26 protein-coding genes and 1 pseudogene are annotated in these 19,226 nt (G+C 35.8%); 9 read left to right on the top strand and 18 right to left on the bottom strand.

The features are described 5' to 3' along the window. Positions 1-90 precede the first annotated feature (90 nt). From GTK47_RS07405 to GTK47_RS07415, 3 genes are all read left to right on the top strand, one after another. Positions 91-2,340: a tail fiber domain-containing protein gene (locus tag GTK47_RS07405; protein WP_165122611.1), complete on the top strand. Its 2,250-nt coding sequence runs from the start codon at positions 91-93 to the stop codon at positions 2,338-2,340. A gap of 251 nt (positions 2,341-2,591) precedes the next feature. Continuing rightward, a complete protein-coding gene (locus tag GTK47_RS07410) occupies positions 2,592-4,589 on the top strand; it encodes an acyltransferase family protein (RefSeq protein WP_165122612.1) in 1,998 nt (665 codons plus the stop codon). 206 nt (positions 4,590-4,795) lie between these two features. Then, complete coding sequence (locus tag GTK47_RS07415) at positions 4,796-5,800, top strand: acyltransferase family protein (protein WP_165122613.1); 1,005 nt, start codon at positions 4,796-4,798, stop codon at positions 5,798-5,800. A 28-nt stretch (positions 5,801-5,828) separates the two neighbouring features. Here the strand turns inward: GTK47_RS07415 and GTK47_RS07420 are convergent. From GTK47_RS07420 to GTK47_RS07500, 18 genes and pseudogenes are all read right to left on the bottom strand, one after another. Next, positions 5,829-6,049, bottom strand: a pseudogene (locus tag GTK47_RS07420) (DNA polymerase III subunit theta). A 295-nt stretch (positions 6,050-6,344) separates the two neighbouring features. Further along, positions 6,345-6,497 (bottom strand): AlpA family phage regulatory protein, encoded by a 153-nt coding sequence (locus GTK47_RS07425; RefSeq protein ID WP_115065750.1) that lies wholly within the window; start codon positions 6,495-6,497, stop codon positions 6,345-6,347. 32 nt (positions 6,498-6,529) lie between these two features. Continuing rightward, positions 6,530-6,847 (bottom strand): hypothetical protein, encoded by a 318-nt coding sequence (locus GTK47_RS07430; RefSeq protein WP_020946113.1) that lies wholly within the window; start codon positions 6,845-6,847, stop codon positions 6,530-6,532. After that, positions 6,847-7,455: a hypothetical protein gene (locus GTK47_RS07435; RefSeq protein ID WP_165122614.1), complete on the bottom strand. Its 609-nt coding sequence runs from the start codon at positions 7,453-7,455 to the stop codon at positions 6,847-6,849. Before GTK47_RS07435 ends, GTK47_RS07430 begins: the two co-directional genes overlap by 1 nt. Before the next feature lie 12 nt (positions 7,456-7,467). Continuing rightward, positions 7,468-8,049: a hypothetical protein gene (locus tag GTK47_RS07440; protein ID WP_165122615.1), complete on the bottom strand. Its 582-nt coding sequence runs from the start codon at positions 8,047-8,049 to the stop codon at positions 7,468-7,470. After that, positions 8,049-8,747, bottom strand: coding sequence for a Rha family transcriptional regulator (locus GTK47_RS07445; RefSeq protein ID WP_165122616.1), 699 nt, complete (start codon positions 8,745-8,747; stop codon positions 8,049-8,051). Before GTK47_RS07445 ends, GTK47_RS07440 begins: the two co-directional genes overlap by 1 nt. A 2-nt stretch (positions 8,748-8,749) precedes the next feature. Further along, positions 8,750-8,971: a hypothetical protein gene (locus GTK47_RS20380; RefSeq protein WP_206535884.1), complete on the bottom strand. Its 222-nt coding sequence runs from the start codon at positions 8,969-8,971 to the stop codon at positions 8,750-8,752. Next, positions 8,968-9,174, bottom strand: coding sequence for a hypothetical protein (locus tag GTK47_RS07450; protein ID WP_144063639.1), 207 nt, complete (start codon positions 9,172-9,174; stop codon positions 8,968-8,970). Before GTK47_RS07450 ends, GTK47_RS20380 begins: the two co-directional genes overlap by 4 nt. Positions 9,175-9,587: 413 nt before the next feature. Next, positions 9,588-10,010 carry a hypothetical protein gene (locus tag GTK47_RS07455; RefSeq protein WP_165122617.1) on the bottom strand — a complete coding sequence of 141 codons (423 nt, stop codon included), beginning with the start codon at positions 10,008-10,010 and terminating at the stop codon, positions 9,588-9,590. After that, positions 10,007-10,306, bottom strand: a complete 300-nt coding sequence (locus GTK47_RS07460; RefSeq protein WP_165122618.1) for a hypothetical protein — start codon at positions 10,304-10,306, stop codon at positions 10,007-10,009. Before GTK47_RS07460 ends, GTK47_RS07455 begins: the two co-directional genes overlap by 4 nt. Then, positions 10,303-10,704: a hypothetical protein gene (locus GTK47_RS07465; protein WP_165122619.1), complete on the bottom strand. Its 402-nt coding sequence runs from the start codon at positions 10,702-10,704 to the stop codon at positions 10,303-10,305. Before GTK47_RS07465 ends, GTK47_RS07460 begins: the two co-directional genes overlap by 4 nt. After that, positions 10,697-10,870: a hypothetical protein gene (locus GTK47_RS07470; protein ID WP_165122620.1), complete on the bottom strand. Its 174-nt coding sequence runs from the start codon at positions 10,868-10,870 to the stop codon at positions 10,697-10,699. The genes GTK47_RS07465 and GTK47_RS07470 overlap by 8 nt, the downstream gene beginning before the upstream one ends. After that, positions 10,854-11,060 carry a hypothetical protein gene (locus GTK47_RS07475; RefSeq protein WP_165122621.1) on the bottom strand — a complete coding sequence of 69 codons (207 nt, stop codon included), beginning with the start codon at positions 11,058-11,060 and terminating at the stop codon, positions 10,854-10,856. The genes GTK47_RS07470 and GTK47_RS07475 overlap by 17 nt, the downstream gene beginning before the upstream one ends. Positions 11,061-11,062: 2 nt before the next feature. Beyond that, positions 11,063-11,269 (bottom strand): hypothetical protein, encoded by a 207-nt coding sequence (locus GTK47_RS07480; protein ID WP_165122622.1) that lies wholly within the window; start codon positions 11,267-11,269, stop codon positions 11,063-11,065. Between the two features lies 1 nt (position 11,270). After that, the gene (locus tag GTK47_RS07485) at positions 11,271-11,723 is read right to left on the bottom strand and encodes a helix-turn-helix transcriptional regulator (RefSeq protein ID WP_165122623.1); all 453 of its coding nucleotides are present in this window, start codon (positions 11,721-11,723) and stop codon (positions 11,271-11,273) included. A gap of 148 nt (positions 11,724-11,871) precedes the next feature. Next, positions 11,872-12,279, bottom strand: a complete 408-nt coding sequence (locus GTK47_RS07490) for a hypothetical protein (RefSeq protein ID WP_049199086.1) — start codon at positions 12,277-12,279, stop codon at positions 11,872-11,874. Beyond that, complete coding sequence (locus GTK47_RS07495) at positions 12,270-13,052, bottom strand: hypothetical protein (protein WP_049199087.1); 783 nt, start codon at positions 13,050-13,052, stop codon at positions 12,270-12,272. The genes GTK47_RS07490 and GTK47_RS07495 overlap by 10 nt, the downstream gene beginning before the upstream one ends. 320 nt (positions 13,053-13,372) lie before the next feature. Beyond that, positions 13,373-14,041, bottom strand: coding sequence for a LexA family transcriptional regulator (locus GTK47_RS07500; RefSeq protein ID WP_165122624.1), 669 nt, complete (start codon positions 14,039-14,041; stop codon positions 13,373-13,375). Positions 14,042-14,146: 105 nt separating this feature from the next. Between GTK47_RS07500 and GTK47_RS07505 the strand changes: the two genes are divergently transcribed. The 6 genes from GTK47_RS07505 to GTK47_RS07530 all read left to right on the top strand — a co-directional run bounded on the left by GTK47_RS07505 (position 14,147) and on the right by GTK47_RS07530 (position 19,193). Then, positions 14,147-14,365 carry a hypothetical protein gene (locus GTK47_RS07505; protein WP_165122625.1) on the top strand — a complete coding sequence of 73 codons (219 nt, stop codon included), beginning with the start codon at positions 14,147-14,149 and terminating at the stop codon, positions 14,363-14,365. Continuing rightward, positions 14,337-14,606 (top strand): hypothetical protein, encoded by a 270-nt coding sequence (locus GTK47_RS07510; RefSeq protein ID WP_072070102.1) that lies wholly within the window; start codon positions 14,337-14,339, stop codon positions 14,604-14,606. Before GTK47_RS07505 ends, GTK47_RS07510 begins: the two co-directional genes overlap by 29 nt. A 260-nt stretch (positions 14,607-14,866) precedes the next feature. Beyond that, on the top strand, positions 14,867-16,432 hold the full coding sequence (locus GTK47_RS07515) for a DEAD/DEAH box helicase family protein (RefSeq protein ID WP_165122626.1): 1,566 nt from the start codon (positions 14,867-14,869) through the stop codon (positions 16,430-16,432). Then, a complete protein-coding gene (locus GTK47_RS07520) occupies positions 16,429-17,403 on the top strand; it encodes a toprim domain-containing protein (protein ID WP_165122627.1) in 975 nt (324 codons plus the stop codon). Before GTK47_RS07515 ends, GTK47_RS07520 begins: the two co-directional genes overlap by 4 nt. Further along, on the top strand, positions 17,403-17,786 hold the full coding sequence (locus GTK47_RS07525; RefSeq protein ID WP_165122628.1) for an antiterminator Q family protein: 384 nt from the start codon (positions 17,403-17,405) through the stop codon (positions 17,784-17,786). Before GTK47_RS07520 ends, GTK47_RS07525 begins: the two co-directional genes overlap by 1 nt. Before the next feature lie 240 nt (positions 17,787-18,026). Then, a complete protein-coding gene (locus tag GTK47_RS07530; RefSeq protein WP_036934641.1) occupies positions 18,027-19,193 on the top strand; it encodes a 5-methyltetrahydropteroyltriglutamate--homocysteine S-methyltransferase in 1,167 nt (388 codons plus the stop codon). Positions 19,194-19,226: the final 33 nt, after the last annotated feature.

The following is a 19,226-nucleotide window of genomic DNA, read 5'->3' on the forward strand; positions in this document are numbered from 1 at the left end:
ATTTTTCTGCAAAGAAAGATTACAACGTTTAATTAAATTCATTTCAATCATAGCCAGCCTAAGTGCTGGCTTTTTTTATTGGGAAAAATTATGTCTACAATTCCAACACAAAATCCAGTTCCAAGTGAAGCGGCGAAAGACCTTAAATTTAACTCAGGTAAAATTGACGAATTCGTTACGTCAATGAAAAATAAATATATCGATAGATTCGGGCAAGAACATTTTACAATCGAAGGATTGCGGTGGGTTGCTCAACAAGCAATATCTCAATTCGGCTATATCACATTAGAATCATTCCAAAAAGGTGCAGAAATAACACTGCCAAATCAAGTTTTACGCGATGAGGTAACAGGAGAGTATTATCGTTGGGATGGTGAGCTACCCAAATATGTTCCTTTAAATTCAAGCCCTGAAAATACAGGTGGGGTAGGATTGGGTAAATGGGTAAGTGTTGGTGATGCTAGTTTAAGGAGAGAGTTATCTGAAAATAGTGGTTCATCATTAATTGGCACAAAAACAGGAGATACAGTTGAAGAAAGATTTTCATCAATTGAGCAAGATGTGAAGGAGTCTGCAGGGAAATCTTTATCAAATATTAAAATTTTTGCAGAACTACCTCTTAGACCTGCCGGATATGGAGAGATATTAGAAAAATACAACTACAAATATATATACCCACAAGGAATGTGTTTTTTTGATGATGATAATGAAATATATATAACGTGCTCTGGGGTTGGGGGGGATAATAACTGGGCATGGATATATGTTTATGATAGAGATTCACTATCTTTAAAATCGATATTCTCAGCTGGTGATACTAACTCAGAGGGCTTATATGTAACAAAAATAGATGGTGATAAATATCTTTTTATTCTTGATTATTATTCTGGTTCTGGCAATGGTAAAACAGGAGTATATAAATTACCTAATGATATATCTTCAGTTAATATGACAAGATTAACTGCATATAATGTTTGCAACACAAGGCAGTATTTTCAAATTGCTGGATATAATAATCAAATAATAATTGAGGTTAATAATGGTTCAGATGCGCCGCAGTTTTTGCAAAGAAGAACAAAATTTAATTATTATGATGCGAGAGACTTGCTGGAAAATATAGAACCTACTCCTATTGGAGCTATATCTGTTGATAAAAATATCGAAAAGATAGGTAAAAGACAAGGTATCGCAATTACTCCAAATGGATTAATAACATCAGGTGGAGCATATACTCCATACGGTGGTGATGTTAATGATGAAAATATTTTTTCATTCAGAACGTTAACTTTTTCAGGTAATGAGACAGGTTCTTTGTTATGCGATCCCAATAAGTTGTGTGATCAGATAAACCCACACTTAAAGCAAAAAGCAACAAGGATGGAAAATGAAGGGTGTGCGTACACTGAAAATGGTGATGGTATCATCCTTTCTTTAAACGTATTAAACACAGATAATGATGTTGGTGGTATTTTTCTTTTTGAACATTTTATTTCTTCCGCTGATAAAAATATTATTGATGTATCTTCCGCAATCCTCTTGGACTGCTTAGATAATAATAATGATACAAATATTGATATATCTATAATTCCATACGATAAGTTACAAAATAAAAGATTAACAACACTAAAACAAATACTAGATAGAATGAATCGTGATGGAGTTCAGGTTTATCAGTTTTATAATGGTTACACTCCATATGTGACTGATATTAACGGTATGGAAATAACACCAAGCTGTTCAGTAACTATAAAGAATTTTAATTCCTATTCTTATCTTGTCACAGTCTCAGGAAATAGAACCAACTATCAAATGTTTGTTACAGGAGATATAGGTGGGCCATATACTCAGCATATGGACTCAATAGCAACATCACCTTTTAATCAGATAAGACCTGAGTTTTTAAGTAGAGGTGTTAAAATTCAAGGGGTTAATGGGCTTCCGTGTGATAACTACTACACTAATAATCCAGGGCAAATCGCAATAGCCAGATATTACTCTGGAGATAACTCTTCTCCTATGCTAACAGGGTCTATTATTGTTGACGGGAGCTCAGGGAGAACATCATTCAATACAACATCAGACGAAAGGCTAAAAATTGACAAAGGAGAATATACCAATGGTTTAGATAAGATATTGAAACTGATAAACAATAATGCGCTAAGGAATTTTGAATGGAAGCATAATGGGCATGAACAGTATGGATTGATGGCGCAGAGAGTAAGCGACGTTATCCCTGATGCAGTGTCTTATGATAAAGATACAGACACATACATGGTTAACTATAGTGCTATCATACCTGACATAATCTCTGCTATAGCAGAACTTTCAAAAAGAAAATAAAATATATAATGTGGCATATGCAAGTAAGTATTATCATGTTTGCGCTAATATATTCACTTGATATTGATGTGATATAATCAACACGCGACATTAATTTACTCGCTTGCATATACATGATTATCAACATAAATTGTATTTTTTATGTTAATTTAATAATTAAAAAATAGCCTTATTAAAACTTGATGTTTAAAAAATATAAGTTATCTGATATTTTTGATTTTATCAGATTTAACAATACAAGGCAGAGTTGCATGGTTTCTTATAGGAAAGAGCTTGATGGTATAAGAGCGCTGGCTGTGATAGCTGTTATACTTTATCATGCTGATTTTCAATTGGTTGGAAAAACCCTTTTTAAGGGTGGTTATCTAGGTGTTGATGTATTTTTTGTGCTTTCAGGGTATTTAATCACTGGTATCATAAGAGACAAGCTTGGAAAAGGAAATTTTTCGATAGTTGATTTCTATTGGCGAAGAATTAAACGTATAGTTCCAGCGCTACTTGTCGTTTTAATATTTACGTCAGTTTGTGCATATTTTGTTCTAATACCAGACTCTTTAATTGCTTATGCGAAATCATTAAGATCGGCATTATATTTTGGTTCTAATTATTATTTCTTATCTGAAGATAGCTATATTGCTGAAGCGAGTATACATAAACCTTTACTTCATACATGGAGTCTTGCTGTCGAATGGCAATTCTATGTTTTATTCCCAATTATTATTTTATTCATAAACAAGTTTTTTAAAAGATACACGCTGGGTATCTTAATTATTATGATGCTTGCATCTTTACAGTATGCAAATATTATTGTTGGTGAAAGATCGGATGAAGCATTCTATTTACTTCCTTCTAGGGCGTGGGAACTATTTGCTGGAGGTATAGCCACGTTTTATAACAGATCAAATCTTGATACATTGAAAGATGGAACAATAGGTAGCTTAATTGCCAAAGCAATGCCAGTTTTTGGTTTGTTTTTAGTTATTCATAGTATGATTTTTATTGGTCATGATAATCCTCACCCATCTTTTATAACTGCGATCCCTGTTATTGGGATATGCTTGTTTATTATCTTTGCAAATAAAGGAGATATTGCAAATGATATATTCTCAATTAAGCCTATTGTATTTATAGGTTTAATTTCATACTCATTATATCTATGGCATCAGCCTGTTTTTGTTTTTTTTAGATTACTAAAGTCTGATGAAATAAATCACTCTCAATTAATTATTTTAATAATAATCGCAATGTTATTATCTGTAATAACTTATTATTTGATAGAGAATAAATTCAGGGTGAGGAAATTAAGTATTTTTAAAATAATAACACTTATATTAATGGCTTCTTTACTGTTTTCTTTTTACAAAGTAGCAATAGAAACCAAAGGCTTTTCTGATAGATTTAGTGGAAAATTAAAAGAAGTAAATGAACGATTCAGTGTATTAGAGTTTAGAAAATTAAAAGATGAAAATAATTTAGGTAAAGGATATTTATCTAGTCAACAACAATCACTATGTAATAATAGAACCGTTGATACAGCTTGTGCTTTTGGTGATAAAGAATGGATTAATATTGGAGATAGTTTTGCTGGTCAGTTAGATCCTGAATTGAAAAAGGCATTAGATGAAAAAGGCCATGGGTTTATTAGTATGACTTATGAGCAGTGTCCTTTTGTATCTCCTAATATTTGGTTTGGTAATGTCCCTGAATGCGCAGTGGTTAATGAGGATAGATTAAAATACTTTTCTAACTTACAAGAGAAAAAGAAAATTATAGTCGCAGCTAATTACTGGCAGTTTTCATTGCCCAAAAAAAGGATACCTGTAAGCAATTTATCTTCATCTGCATTTCCAGAAAATGTTGATTTTGATAAAGAAATAGCGTGGAAAAGTTATGTTGACAACATTAAGTTCTTATTAAGTAAAGGTCATGATGTTTATGTCATCTATCCAATTCCTGTTCCTCATATTGATGTAAGGAATCAATTACTAGGACAATTAAATACTCCTATCTCTACATATAGAGAGGAATTTTCACCGAGCAAATTATCATATCCAGATACAATAAGAACGACCAAAAAGCTAGATTCTCTTTTACCAGATCACCCTAATCTGCATAAAGTTTATACAGATAAGATTTTCTGTGAGAATGAGCAATGTTTAATTATTAATAGTGATGGTGCGATATATAGCGGTGGAGGTGGTCACTTAACTGATGTTGGCGCTAAAATGGTTTTAAAAAGCTTTCTTTGATTAATAGAAAAGTCCACTTTAGTGGGCTTTTTCTTGTTCATTGCCAAATATTACTCAGCTAGTTACTAAAAGAATTCTTAAGGCTCACATTTATCATTTTTATGACGGGCATCTTATTGATGCCTATTTTTCATATATCACACTTTTATTTCATATTTCGTACAAGTATACTATTTATATGTAAATCAAATTACGAGGCTATGATTTTGTGGGCTGATAACTTAAGGTCAATATCGATACTTGCTGTTGTTTTGTTACACGTATCTTCAGGGTTTGTTGGAGATATAGATATTTCAAGTGATTTATATGGAAGCAAAAGCTGGTGGGCAGGGAATATCTACGAATCTATATCAAGATGGTGCGTTCCATCTTTTGTTATGATTAGTGGTTATTTTTTGTTAAACAAGAAAGAGGATAACCTGACTTTTTTTCACAAAAGAGTAAAAAGAATATTAATACCACTTATCTTTTGGTCTGTATTTTTTTCTTTTTGGATGGTGTTAAGATATTTTGCTAAAGGTGCAGATGTATTGCCAGCTTTAATAAAAAACTGGCTCCTTGGTCAGCCTTACTATCACCTTTGGTTTTTATTCATGATACCATTCTTATATTTGGTGACACCGATTTTAAGAGTGGCGTTTAGTAACTCATCTAAAGGTGTTTTATTTTCATTTATAGTATTGTGTTTTTCGTTATCAATGCTCACTGTTATATTTTACTATATTGCATCCTTACTTAACATGGGTAGTAAGGTAACTTTATTCACAAATAACTTTCTGATGTTTTTGGGTTATTTTTGTCTTGGTGGGTATATTTGCAAGTACAATATAGAGTTAAAATTGGTAAATAGTTTACTTATCTTTCTTCTATCAATAATGGCGACAGCCATAGGTAGCTATTTTTTTACCTACGAATATTTTTACTCTTACTTAAGTATCACTACCGTTTTTTCATCTATATCTATTTTTTTCTTAATCAAGCAATCTTTAAATAGAAAATCATTCATTGGTTATTTTTCTGGATTAAGCTTCGGTATCTATCTTATACACCCTGTTTTTATAGATATAATCTCTTTTTTAGGGAAGGGTTTAATACAAGGGAAAATAAATGCATTCATTTATATACCGCTTGCAACAATTTGTGTCTATCTTCTTTCATATTTAGTGGCGCTATTTATGAGTAAATCTAGAATTCTTAATAAATGCATATGACCATAAAGCCCACTTCGGTGGGCTTCTATTATTCACTCTTCAAATACTGCACCGATTTACTGTCAGGCAGCCTCTTACTTCTCTCACGATAAAACGTTAATCGTTCATTAAAATACTCACGCAAATGTGCTGGTTGTTGTCGTTCAACTTCTGAGGCGACAACTGGCATTCTTTATATGCGACACCACTTGCGGCCAAATCGACATTAATCTTGTCTTTTTCTTCTTGAATTAGGTTTGCGAGGTTCATAGTAGATCCGGTTAGTTTTTGGAGAGTATAGCAGGGTGGGAGAATTGATGGGACTAATTTGGGACAAGCAACATGAAGTAGCATAAGGCAACTTCAAGTAACTTTAGGTAAGGTGGGACGTGTGAACGCTTGGTGAGACTGTATTTAGTTGATATTAAAGCATAATTCTACGCTCTTCTAAGCCGTAGGTCACAGGTTCGAATCCTGTAGGGCGTACCATTTAAAATCAATGAGTTACAGGATTTTAAAAAGAAACCCGCAAGAGATGCGGGTCAAGTAACGGGTCAAGTTAGCATTACAGTTTTTCACTTCTAACCCACTCTTCATAGACATGTTCTGGCCAGCCTAAAAACGTACCACCTTTTGTTCTTTCTGGCCTGGGAAACTCATTTCGTTTTGCGTACATTCTCCAAATTGTAGGTTTGCTTTTGCCAGTTAACTGGATCATTTCCTTCCACTTAATATATCGAGTTGTAGTTGTCACTTTTTGTCTCCCTTCCTATACCCGTTCTCCGTAATAGCCTGTGCGATAGTCGCTGGTGGGTTATCCCAATGAGCATCAAAAATGATATCGTTTAAATGATATTTGCTAATGTCATCCAATGTCTTAGGCAAATTGTCATGAGGTAATTTTAAATAAATAGAATCACCGGTCATGCTCACCGTAATATCAATGATCTGTTCAGTGGTAAAATCTGTTTTACGATAACCAGCCTTCCAAACAGCATCTGTTATATCACTCGGATCAGTACCTGCATTTTTGATGACACTAACGAGATTGAAATCTAAAGTTGTCATTAATCATCATCCTTAATTAAACTGTAAACTTTATCAGTGATATCAAAAGCATTATCAGCCACTGGTAGTACAAGTAATTTAGGATCTCCAAATGCGTCTTTTGTCATAGATGAAAAATTAAAAAGCACATTCTTGTTATTTTTTGTTTTTAGTATTCCTGTAATAACACGACCAAATAATAAATAAGGTAAAGCTAAGTACATGGCCTGTATTAAAGGTGCTTCACCTTTAATAAATTCCTGCTCAAAAAGACAATTAAATGATGGGTACTTATCTTTAATTAAAGTGAGCTTTGTTTTATAGGAGGGATAGAAATTTTCATCCTTCTCTTGTTTATAATGAATAGCGACATAAGAACCATCGTCATATGATTTAATATGTGTATATTCAGCATCTCTAGGAATTGCTTCATCAAATTGAATAACAATATCATCACTGAATTCAGAATTGTGTTTCATGCGCAATACTGCATGCCCATTAGATACTTCGATATATTCAGCGTTGATGTGGATGCAATTAGTAATAAGACGAACATCATCACTCATTTTTAATAATGTAAGTGCAGCTCTTAATTGGCTTGTCTCGATGTAAGGTAATTTAGTTGTCATTTTTTACCGTCCTTAGTGCATAGTTGGCATAGCTAGAAATCCGTTATTAGCTTCTAACTCGCGAATATAATCATCATGAAGAATACAAAGTCCTTCACGTCCTTTTTCTGATAGGCGAGGGCCATGCTCAAGAGAGATATCTAGAAAGCCGATATAGGCTTTTATGATGAAGTCAGGGCAATAATCTTTATAGATACCCCCTAACTCTTCGATAAAAATGCTTTCAAAATGGCTTGCAAGACAAAGGCGCAAAGAAGCTGGGTAAATGGTTAAAGCGTTTTCTCCGTTACTGTAAATAGTGGCAAGATCAACACCGCCTTCTTCATTACGAATTTCAGTGGTGCCATTTTTTTCTTGCAGTTCGCGGATGAAGCAAGTTGCTACCACCCAGCGCCATACAGAAATTCGCTGTTCAGGTGTTAATGTTTCAGGTTCATCAGCTAATTTACCCATGACTGCGGCGGCCAAATATAAACCTTTCAATAACTCTTTATCGTATTGACCTGATTCAAGCGCCATTACAGCTTCAGAGTAAGAAATTAAAGCACCATCATCAGAAATAATGCCATTACTAGTATCAGTAAAATAAGCCATTATTTATCCTCCCACCCAATAGCTTGAAATAGTCCCATTTTAGGGTGATGCCAGCGAGTGCCACGTTTCTCGGCTTCGCTCATCATTGCCTTGAATGCAGATATAAAATCAGCCTCATGAATAATGGCCATCGGTCTAGGCATACCTTCGGGCGTAAGAATAGTTATTGTATTTTTGCGAACATTGAACTGTTTGGTGAGTGTTTTGCACTTATCCACCGTCATACCTGATTTAGTTCTAGCCAGAGAGTACCCGATCCAGCCAGTAGGGATGGTTCCTTGTTTTATTTGCTCAACGACTTCATTTACTTGTTCAACTTTTTGCTCTACATGAGATATTCGGCGTTCACTTTCTAAGTTAGCTAGTGCCATAGCAGCAATAATTTCTGCCTGTGATTTAGGTTTGACTCGTTCATCTTCAAGTTCTTTCCAGCGATCAACTAACCGAGCTGTAAATTCAGGTGATAATTGAGCAACTACAATAATGCTGTCACGCTTACCTTCTTCACCTGAAAATAAATAGTGTTTTGGTATTACTCCGTTAGCTGATTTAGCTCCATCCTCCAATGGAGGGTGGGAAATCACACCGCTATTAGTTAGTCTTTCAATGGTTCTTTTTACATTGTCTTCACGAGCGCCGACTAAATCAGCGATTTCTTTTGAGGTCATTGATAATTCTGTATTGATTAAATATTGCATAATTAAATGTCCTTATTTATTTTGTTTATATGTCGCCGCATAGATCTATTTAGTGGCATTTCTACGAAATCAATATTGGATTGAAATGTTGATACGTATTTAGATATGTTTGGATGAAAGAGATTGTCTTCTTGCTTCATTCTCAACCAACAGTCAAAATCTGTGCCTTTATGTCCTTGTTTAGTTTTACTTCCGCCTCTTCTACTTTTTATTTTCTTACTCATAACATGCCACCCGGTATTTTAATTTTGGCTTTATCTAAACAGCGCTTTGATGATTGATTACTTATTTTTTGTTGATAACTCATTGCACCTTTGGCAGGTGGATCTGCAATAATGAAAGCTTGGTTGTAATGTTCTAATGCGCGCCTATAAAATCCTTTGCTCTCTAATTGTTTGCCCTTGCTCATGAATTCAGAATACGTCATGATATTTATATTCCTCTCCATTTAAGTAAGGCGGTAAATACTCAACAATATAATCAATCATGTATTTACCCATATCGGAAATTGAGCCATTTAGGTTATATAACCACTCATAAGTATTGTAGATATCTTTATCACTCCACTTACAACGTTGACGGCAATCTTTTTCTTCATAGACATCACGGAAGAAGTTATTTAAGTTTTCAAAGTTAATTTCTGTAATAACAGTTTTATTATTTACCTTTGATTTAAATTTAGCTTTCTTTCCATTTTTTTAATGTAAATAAGTACCGAATTGATAAAACGCTTTCTTCTTATTTCAAGTAAATTAACTTTATCCATGTTGCTTACTCCTAATTCAGAGCGCAGCAATCCCTAGCATGAACGCTATAATTAATTTTTATTTAGTAGATGATTTATTTATTGGTCAACGCGTTATTTAATTCATAATATAATCTATCAGCTTCTTTTTCTGCATCATCATATTTAGCGACAGCTTTAGCATATTCTTTTTGTAAGCGTTCAATATTACGTTCCTGCTTTAATCGCTCTTGGAGTTCGGTTAGTTTAGCTTCCTTGCGATCCATAAAGTGTTCGGTAGGTTCGCCACGCTTGAAAGCGACTGTGCCATTTTCAAGTTCGCATTGTTCACCTTCATAGTTAGTCTCAATGCCTTCTTTATGAAATTCACGCTCGGTGAGAATATTTGCTAGCTTATTTAATGCTGAACGCTCACTTAAGTAAGCACGGTTGGCACCTGCAATAATATAAACAGGGCGCATAGCAATAGTAATTTGATTGTCAGTTGCTTTCTCAATAGCTTCGTGTTGTTTACTCATTTTCTTGTTCCTTTTATTTTTCTATTTGATATTTCATATTCAATTCCGCCAAGTCTGTCATTTAATATTGATATCAATAATGACACTTGGCTTAAAAATAATCCCACATCACCAAGTTGATCTTTACCGTCGGGATAATTTTCATTAGCATCAGCCCAAAACATAAAATCGCCGAATACCTTCATTCCTGTAATGAGTGAATCAATAGCTAAATCTAAATTACCTCTTAAGTTACCTAGTTCACCTTCTGTTAATTTGCTTAAGTCAGGAAGAGTAATTAATTCATCAATATTCATTGCGCCTCCGTGAAACTTACTTTTTCATAAACGGTCTCTAAATTTAATTTGGCTGATTGGATTAAATTTGTAATTTGAATATCGTAATTTTTAATATGACCGCTTTCTTCAGCGACTTTTAAATTAATTGCAGTTTCTAATGTATTTAAAATGCACCCGACAGCCGTTTCAATTGTATCGTTATCACTGATTTTAATTTCACCGATAGGCTTTGGTGATTTATCAGTGTTAATGCTTGATACACTTTCTTTAGCTCTTTCTATATTGGCTACTGCAGATTCAATCGCATTAAACATATTATCGCTAGGTGTTACGTTATCATTGATAATGAGATTTAAAATAGAAGTTGCATAAAGTAATTCATCACAAGCGGATTGCTTTAATTCAATGTTATTCATAACCTAGAGCCTCTCTAATTTCATCTTCTGCTTGAGATAATAAGCTAAGTTGGATTGCTCGCTCTTCCTCATTACGAGAGAGAAATTGTGCCGTTTCTAGAAACGATTTGACTCTATGTAATGTATCTTCGTATTTACCTAAATCAGACTTAATTTCTTTTGCCATGATTGCTATCTCTCTGTGCATTTTCTTCGATTAACCAGACTGAAATATCACCTGATAATTCGTAAGCTAGTCCAATTAAGCTTTCTATCTCAGGCTGACCCGATATACGTTCAGCATTGAGCTGGAATAAAAGGGCGTTTAGTTGGTCGCTTTTTTTTGCAACAGCTTCTAAGTTGAGTTCGTGAGCCATAATTAAGCCTCGCAAGGAAATTGAGCAGAGAAAACAACATTACCACCGAGTAATTCTTTAGCTTGTTCAGCGCTGGTGGCTATAACTTCTTTTTTCTCTGGACACTCTGTTTTAGTCCAGAAACGAAACAAGAACATAGGTAACATTACGCCTGTATGTATGTCAGGTTTCGGTAAATCAGCTATTGCAGTAGAATGTAAAATGGTCATCTTATAACTCCTCTGTTTTTGAGGTGCAAAAATCTGTCATTTCACCTTCTCCGTAAGCCAACCACCATTTGTTTATCCCTAAAGCGTTTGATATAGCAGTGCTATATTCAATCCCATGCCTTTTCCCTGTAACTAAAGAGCTGATAAGGCTCTGTGATACCCCCATGCATTTAGCTAATTCTGTTTGGGTTATTCCTGATTCACGTAAAACCAACTTTAAACGTTCTGCAAACGTGTTTTTAGTAGATATTGTTTCTACTGCCGGAGTCTTTGGTTGTTGGTAAGATTCAGGCTTATTTTCGACAATAGAGTTAATTGTCTTACTTTTCTCTATCGCCATTTCTATTAGCGATTGAACTTCACTTGATGAACTTGACTCAAGTGCGCAATATAACAGCGTTTGTACCTGTGAATTTGTTCGTAACAATTTTGATTCATCAAAAATCTGGATCATGGCACACCCTCAACAATTACCTTTCGAAACCTAGGTTACAAAAAGCTAGGTTTTGTGTCAATAGAAAGATGAAAGAAAAGTTTCGGGTGAATAAAGGTGGGAAAGAAATGCGATAAGTTCCAGACAATAAAAAACCCACCGGAGTGGGTTAGTTGGAATTTGGTATCGATGCTTGCTTTTTACTTATAATTTCTATTATTTTATTTTGAACATTAGAGCTGAGGTGGATAGCAGTTTCCGCATCTCTCTTACCAGAAGCAAACTTATTATCTAGCCTATAGTCTGCTATGATCCTGTTATCTTTCAGTGTTTGCAACATAAATCCTATTGCTCTCAATGCTTTAGGATCGTATTTTTCACTACCCTTTGAGCCGTCACCAAGTAAATAATCTATTAATCCCTGATGATTATCTTTTGGTCCATGTCTAAGTGCTGGATAAACACAATGATATGCAGCATAGTAGGCTCTTGATATGGCGTTTCTATACCCTACTTCATCGTTCCTATCTAGACAGTCTCTAGCAAAATCCAGTAACTCACTGCATGTTATTGGCATGACGAAGCCTCCGATCCTGCATCGCTATCAGAGCCTTTAATATAAACGCTAAACTTTTTACCTAAAAATTCCTCATGATCTGCGAACTTAAAAGCTAAATCCATGTTCATATCTGCTAAAGTTGATGCCGTTGAGCAGTTTGTTGTTACCATGTATGAATTTATAGGCTCATCGAATCTATTGTCACTAATGTACTCGACACTTAGCACCTGATAGTTATTGTCATCTATTAGATCCATGATAATCCCTGACAACATCTCAGTTTCTGGCTGAGAGAACCCAGCCATATCTCTAAATTTAGACAGGGCTGAGCTAGCTTTTTTTAACTCTTCCTGTAATTTCATGCGCTCCTCATTTAGAGATAATTTTATCCACTGTGTCATGAAAACACCCATCATTTTTAAATCAGCAAAAAACAAGCTATATTGGAATGCAAATTTAGCAAATATTTTTGATTCGTATTCCGTGGCAAGTCTCGCAGATAGCTCTCTTGCCTGCCTTGTCGATCCTAAATTGCAAATGATTGATAGATATCCAAGAGCATAATCACCGTTAGGAACCTGTAGAGCTAATTCAAAATAATAAATTGATTTTTGGATATTTTTATTTAGTCCATAAGCAATACCAAGTGCGTAATTCTTTTCAAGCCCAGAAAAATACTTGTTAATATCATTAATGTATCTCATTAGCGACATATCATCGATTGTCTGTCCAGACTGAAGCATCGAGGCCATTTTGGAAAGTAATTCTTCAGACTTGTGTATAGGTTGCATACTTTATTTATCTGCCTAGTTACGCAATTTGATAAAAATAACTGAGGCTATCGTAAAACAACATTTAGTTAACTTCAATAAAAGTTTGTGCCTCCGAGAGGAGTATCACTATCTATTATAAGAGATAAATCTCTATTTAGATGAGATTTGAACTGTACATAAAAACAGTGCCGCTACCCACAAAACGGCTCAAATCCACCGTTCGTTTATCTTCGGACTAGATTGGGATTGTGGCTTTCAGAAAACAACAAAGGGCACGGATGCCCTGAGTTTGAGCGATAAGAATCAAATACAGCAGTTTGTTTTGCAAGTTCAAGGTGTCATACGAAACGCATCATCATTTGAACCACGACGCCGATAATTTTACAATTACCATTAATCGATATCATTGGCCACGCCGGATTTAGCCCCTTAAGAAAATGACTATTCCCATCTATTACTAATTTTTTAAAAGTAGCCTCATTTGTGTCAGTTAACTTGGCAATTACTAAGCTTCCATTTATTGGTTCTCTGCCCGTATCGACAAGTACAAGTGAGCCTTCAGGAATACTAACCCCAATCGGAGCCGTCATGGAATCTCCCTCCACTCGTAGCCAGAATGCAGAACCATGCATTTTGACTTCTGACTCATACCATTCATCTATTTGATCTAGTGTGTATGGCTCACAAGCCTCGTTCCAATTTCCCGCTTGAACCATACTCAATACGGGATATTTTGGGGACGGTTTGTATAGTCTTGGGTTTGATACATTATTATCGAATTGCTCAGTAACTTCCTGCTTTGGTTCTTTCCCATGAAGTAACCATTTAGGTGAACATTTCAGCGCTGCTGCAATCTTGAAAAGATTTGCCGATCTTGTGTCCTGAGATTCACCGAGTTCAATTTTACTAATTGTTACTCTCGACACACCTGTTAATTTTGCAAGGTCATCTTGTGACATACCCAGCTCAGTTCGCCGCTCAAGCAATCTTTCTCCAAATGTACTCATTTTTTCGCCTCAAAAAGTTATCCCGAAACTAATATATCAAAAAGAATTGAAACTTAACTTTCTTTTTAATATGATTTAACGAAAGAAAACTTTCAAGGATAAATTATGAATTTATATGAAATCTTAAAAGGCATTCATAAAACGAATGCTGCGATAGGCAAAGCTTATCCGTTAAAAGGGAAGCCTCGTAGTAGCCAAGGGGTTGGCAAATGGAAGTGGCGTGGTGTTCCTGAAGATGTGGCAATTCTCTGTCATTACGATCCTGAAATTCCATATACACACGAGCGATTAAACCATGCACCAAATCAATATGCCGATGCCTGATCACTACTTTCCTGATGATGCTAAGTGGATTCAGGAACAACTCACGAAGTTAAGCCCAAGCATGAGGCAAAAGGCATTAGTTAAATATTCAGAAGTGTATCAAACGGAATGGGAACGAGAACAAGTTCCCTACCGTAAAGACAACAAAGCTCGTCATGAGGCTAACGTGAGATTAAGAGAGTTCATAAAGCGTTATCAGAGAGCAATGCAAGGGTACACAGCAAAGCCGTTATCGATTTAGTAGTAATTAAATTTAGGAGGCATTGGAAGTTAAGACGTTTAGCCGTCTAGATTGTTTTCTGGGGAAGAGGGGGAAACTTTCTAGGGGGGAAAGGGGGGTGATCTTTGAAAGGGGTGTTAGGGAAGGCACAGCCAAGGGAGTGAGCAGATCTTAAATATAGATCTCTATAGGAGCTAAAAAGCCAACAGCCGTTTAGACGTCCAAAGAAATAAAAATAAATCCCTTCCTTTGGCAATGCTAATTATCAGATGAGGAAACCGATGTTAACAATCACACCAAATTTTGCACAGGAACGCGGATTGACGATGTTACGTCAGGCATGGAAGCAAAATAGAACATTCATGATTTATAGCCCAACAGGAAGCGGGAAAACGGCATTAGCTGCGTTTATTACTGATGGACATATTCAGCGTGGAATGAGAGTGATGTTTCTTGTTCCTTACACAATTTTGATTGATCAAACAGCCAGTCGTTTTATTGAGTATGGCTTGCCAGCTGAAGAGATTAGCTATGTATGGCGTGATCACCCTAATTATGATCCGACTCGTTTAATTCAAATCGCATCAGCAGATACCGTTATTCGTCGAGACTTTCCAGACAATATCGATTTACTCATTATCGATGAGGCGCATTTACGCCGTAAGAAAATATTAGAAGTGATCAGTGAGTGTGAATTCAAGGTAATTGGTTTGTCTGGTACGCCTTTTGCCTCATTCCTTGGACATTACTACGAAACATTAATCAAACCTACCACCATGAAAGAGTTAATCAAACGTGGTGATTTAAGCTCATACGAGTTCTATGCGCCGACTAAACCCGATTTATCAAAAGTGAAATCGTCCAGCAACGCAGAGTTCGGTAGTGATTATAAAGAAGTTGAGATAGCTGAAATTATGAGTGGTGCTGATTTGGTGGGAGATATTGTTGATAACTGGCTTGTGAATGGTCGAAACCTACCGACGATTTGCTTTTGTGTCACGGTCAGTCATGCCAATTTTGTCACTGTCGAATTTAACCGCGCAGGTGTGAATGCAGAGGTGATCACCGCAGATACGCCACATGATGAGCGTCAGATCATTATTCATCGGTTTGAGCAAGGCGCGACTAAGATACTTGTGAGCGTGGGAACATTGATTGCCGGCTTTGATAGTGATGTTCGTTGCATTATTTATGCCCGTCCAACTAAATCAGAAATTCGTTGGTGTCAGGCGATTGGTAGAGGATTGCGTACTGCGCCAGGGAAAGAAACTTGCCTTATTTTCGATCACTCCGGTTCTGTTCACCGCTTAGGTTATCCAGATGACATTGAATATGACGAACTGCCTACCAAAAACGACGGCATGAGTGAATCCTCATCTATCCGAGAGCAAGAAAAACAAGAGAAGAAACCCAAAGAATGTTCCTCTTGCCACTACATGAAGCCTGCAGGTGTTTATGTTTGCCCTAAATGTGGGTTTAAACCTTTAGTTGGTGAAGATATTGATGTTGATACTAGTCGAAACATCAAAAAACTAAATAAGAAAGAACGCACTTACACCCGAGAAGACAAGCAAAGCTGGTGGTCTCAATTGAAATACTACCAGAATCAACGCGCAACACAGGGCAAGCCGATTAGCGATGGTTGGGTTTCTAATACTTTCAAAGATAAATTTGGCGTATGGCCACAAGGCTTTCATAACACACCACAAGAAATCACACCTGAAGTGAGCAACTTTATTAAATACAAACAAATCGCCTTTGCTAAGTCTCGCAAGAAGGCACAAGTCAATATTCAAAATCTACGCACTCAAATTAGCCACCAGCCACAGCAAGGAGGTTTACTGTGAATACCATTGATGCGGTAAAAGGACTATGGGCAAAAATATTTGCACATTATGGGTTACCTCCTATAACGGGCCGTAAGCACTTTAAAGGAAAGTGCCCTATCTGCGGGCAGAAAGGAAAATTCCGTATTGATGATAAAGACGGACGAGGAACTTATATTTGCACGTGCAGTTCGGGTAACGGTTTTCAATTGCTGGAAAGAACACAAGGCAAAGACTTTAAAACATTAGCAGATGAAATTGATGTATTGATTGGTAATCACCGAGAAAAAGAAATTATTCCACCCAACAAAGTCAATAAGAATAATTTATTCCAACGTATTACGGGCTGTTATTCCAAACTACCCATACTTAAAAATACACCCGCCATGCAGTATTTGCAGAATCGAGGTGTTTTTGAGTTACCACTTGATAATGTCCGTTATTGTGATCATCAACCTGTTCGTAATAGTTCTGACAAATTTCAAGCTATCTGGTCACTAGCTACTGATGCTAAAGGGCAACTCTGTTATTTACATAGAACGTATTTACAAGGGGATAAAAAAGCACCTCTTGATATTGTGAAGAAAATGACTGCTGTGCAGGATGACAATTATTTAGAGTATGCAGAATCTGTCGCGATAAGAATGTTTCCTGTCGATACTACACTTGGCATTGCTGAAGGTATAGAGACCGCACTTTCTTGTAAGCAACTCTATGGTGTAAATGCTTGGTCGGTCATTAATACTAACTTCATGAAAAAATTCAAAGCACCGAAGGGTGTTACTCATCTTGTTATCTTTACAGATATGGATTGGAATGCGGCTGGTCATGCAGCTGCTATGGAGTGCGCGCATAAAAACCTACTTTCTAATAATGATGTAGAGACAGTAAGAGTGAGATGGCCCGATAGAGGTGACTTTAACGATATGCTAACAGAAGCTTGTGAGGTAAGAGAGTTAGTATTTTCAAGACAACATAAGGAAGTGGCATAATGCGTGATATACAACAGGTATTAGAAAGATGGGGTGCATGGTCGGCAGATAATACAGAGTCGGTCCAATGGTATTCGGTTGCTGCGGGGTTTAGTGGATTAATACCAAGTAAAGTTAAGGCTCGCCCCCAATGTTGTGAAGACGATGCAATAATTATTTCTAGTTGTATGGCGCAATTGAATAAAAAGAATAGTGATATGCATGACCTATTGCTTGATTACTATTTATTCGGAATGACATTTATGCAACTTGCTAACAAGCACAATTGTTCTGATGGGCATATAGGTAAAAAATTACAAAAGGCAGAAGGAATAATAGAAGGTATGTTAATGATGCTAGATGTTTCCTTAGAAATGGATCGATATGTAGAAAAAATCATATAAAAACTTTACGTACGTAAAAATGATGATATTGTGATAAGACTGACATCAAGGTCAACTAGCTTATGAACCTCATTTAAAGTGAGGTTTTGTGTTTTTATTGGTTATTCTCTTTGTCTGCGCTTTTAATTTTTAAAATGAAATAGCTTCATATTAAATATGAAATAGTTTCAATATCCATTTTTTTTATTAATGCTATGTTTGGTAGCAAAATTCTTAATAAGAAAATATAGGATATATTGAATGAGCACTAACATCCCTCCATTTAAAGCTGATGTCGTTGGTAGTTACCTTCGACCTGAATATCTACATAAAGCGCGTAGCGATTATGCTAATGGCACTATTTCTAGCCATGAATTAAAAAAAATAGAAGATAAAGCAATCATTGAGTTAGTAGAAAAGCAGAAAAAAGCCGGATTACATGTTATTACCGATGGTGAGTTTCGTCGTAGCTGGTGGCATTTAGACTTTATGTGGGGATTAAACGGCGTTGAAAAAGCCTTTTTATCTAAAGGATATTCATTCGATGGTATTGAAACTCGTCCAGAGACGGCTCGATTAACAGGAAAAATATCTGGAAATAACCACCCTTTTATTGAACATTTTTCATTTTTGTTGAAATTTGCTGAGGATAATATTGTTCCTCGTTTAACGATCCCTGCACCAGCTCAATTTTTCAAAGAGCTTTATCGACCAGAGAATTTAGATAGCACTAATGCAATTTATCCTTCAAAAGATGAGTTAATTAACGATATTATTGGTGCTTATCAAGAATTCATAAAAGAGTTATATCTTGTAGGGTGTCGCAATTTGCAATTAGATGATTGTACTTGGGGTATGATGGTTGATTCTCGATATCACAACTCAGGTATTGCTGAGAGCGAAAGTGTAAATAGTTGCTCATGCCATTCAGATCATACTGTAATAAGCAATGATATAAACTCATTAGCGGAAACGCTTGTTTATTTGAATAATGAAGCGATTAAAAACGCACCATCAGATTTAGTGTTAACAACACATGTTTGCCGAGGTAATTATCGTTCTACATGGGCCGCTAGTGGTGGCTATGGACCGATTGCTGAGATCCTTTTTGGAAGAGAAAATGTATCAGCATATTATTTAGAGTTTGATACAGATAGAGCTGGTGATTTCTCCCCGTTATCTTATGTTTCAGGCAATAAAAAAGTTGTTCTGGGATTAATTTCTTCAAAAACTGGAGAGTTAGAGAGTAAACAAAAAGTAATAGAGCGAATCTATGAAGCTAGTAAGTTCGTACCATTAGATCGACTATGTTTAAGTACTCAATGTGGATTTGCATCAACTGAAGAAGGGAATGCATTAACTGAAGAGCAACAATGGGATAAAATTGCATTAGTAAAAGAGATTGCTCAAGAAGTCTGGAAATATTAATCCCACAGACTGAAAACGTTATTACTCATAAAA

Source organism: Proteus sp. ZN5 (assembly GCF_011046025.1).
Taxonomy (GTDB): Bacteria; Pseudomonadota; Gammaproteobacteria; order Enterobacterales; family Enterobacteriaceae; genus Proteus.

Bases quoted from the DNA above. Each gene is read 5' to 3' on its own strand.
- GTK47_RS07500 (WP_165122624.1), bottom strand. From the start codon at position 14,041: ATGAGTACATTTGGAGAAAGATTGCTTGAGCGGCGAACTGAGCTGGGT.
- GTK47_RS07440 (WP_165122615.1), bottom strand. From the start codon at position 8,049: ATGGCTTATTTTACTGATACTAGTAATGGCATTATTTCTGATGATGGT.
- GTK47_RS07495 (WP_049199087.1), bottom strand. From the start codon at position 13,052: ATGCAACCTATACACAAGTCTGAAGAATTACTTTCCAAAATGGCCTCG.
- GTK47_RS07475 (WP_165122621.1), bottom strand. From the start codon at position 11,060: ATGGCTCACGAACTCAACTTAGAAGCTGTTGCAAAAAAAAGCGACCAA.
- GTK47_RS07490 (WP_049199086.1), bottom strand. From the start codon at position 12,279: ATGCCAATAACATGCAGTGAGTTACTGGATTTTGCTAGAGACTGTCTA.
- GTK47_RS07470 (WP_165122620.1), bottom strand. From the start codon at position 10,870: ATGGCAAAAGAAATTAAGTCTGATTTAGGTAAATACGAAGATACATTA.
- GTK47_RS07450 (WP_144063639.1), bottom strand. From the start codon at position 9,174: ATGACGTATTCTGAATTCATGAGCAAGGGCAAACAATTAGAGAGCAAA.
- GTK47_RS07465 (WP_165122619.1), bottom strand. From the start codon at position 10,704: ATGAATAACATTGAATTAAAGCAATCCGCTTGTGATGAATTACTTTAT.
- GTK47_RS07530 (WP_036934641.1), top strand. From the start codon at position 18,027: ATGAGCACTAACATCCCTCCATTTAAAGCTGATGTCGTTGGTAGTTAC.
- GTK47_RS07405 (WP_165122611.1), top strand. From the start codon at position 91: ATGTCTACAATTCCAACACAAAATCCAGTTCCAAGTGAAGCGGCGAAA.
- GTK47_RS07425 (WP_115065750.1), bottom strand. From the start codon at position 6,497: ATGATCCAGTTAACTGGCAAAAGCAAACCTACAATTTGGAGAATGTAC.
- GTK47_RS07445 (WP_165122616.1), bottom strand. From the start codon at position 8,747: ATGCAATATTTAATCAATACAGAATTATCAATGACCTCAAAAGAAATC.
- GTK47_RS07435 (WP_165122614.1), bottom strand. From the start codon at position 7,455: ATGACAACTAAATTACCTTACATCGAGACAAGCCAATTAAGAGCTGCA.
- GTK47_RS07485 (WP_165122623.1), bottom strand. From the start codon at position 11,723: ATGATCCAGATTTTTGATGAATCAAAATTGTTACGAACAAATTCACAG.
- GTK47_RS07460 (WP_165122618.1), bottom strand. From the start codon at position 10,306: ATGAATATTGATGAATTAATTACTCTTCCTGACTTAAGCAAATTAACA.
- GTK47_RS07480 (WP_165122622.1), bottom strand. From the start codon at position 11,269: ATGACCATTTTACATTCTACTGCAATAGCTGATTTACCGAAACCTGAC.
- GTK47_RS07510 (WP_072070102.1), top strand. From the start codon at position 14,337: ATGCACCAAATCAATATGCCGATGCCTGATCACTACTTTCCTGATGAT.
- GTK47_RS07525 (WP_165122628.1), top strand. From the start codon at position 17,403: ATGCGTGATATACAACAGGTATTAGAAAGATGGGGTGCATGGTCGGCA.
- GTK47_RS07410 (WP_165122612.1), top strand. From the start codon at position 2,592: ATGGTTTCTTATAGGAAAGAGCTTGATGGTATAAGAGCGCTGGCTGTG.
- GTK47_RS07515 (WP_165122626.1), top strand. From the start codon at position 14,867: ATGTTAACAATCACACCAAATTTTGCACAGGAACGCGGATTGACGATG.
- GTK47_RS07455 (WP_165122617.1), bottom strand. From the start codon at position 10,010: ATGAGTAAACAACACGAAGCTATTGAGAAAGCAACTGACAATCAAATT.
- GTK47_RS20380 (WP_206535884.1), bottom strand. From the start codon at position 8,971: ATGAGTAAGAAAATAAAAAGTAGAAGAGGCGGAAGTAAAACTAAACAA.
- GTK47_RS07430 (WP_020946113.1), bottom strand. From the start codon at position 6,847: ATGACAACTTTAGATTTCAATCTCGTTAGTGTCATCAAAAATGCAGGT.
- GTK47_RS07505 (WP_165122625.1), top strand. From the start codon at position 14,147: ATGAATTTATATGAAATCTTAAAAGGCATTCATAAAACGAATGCTGCG.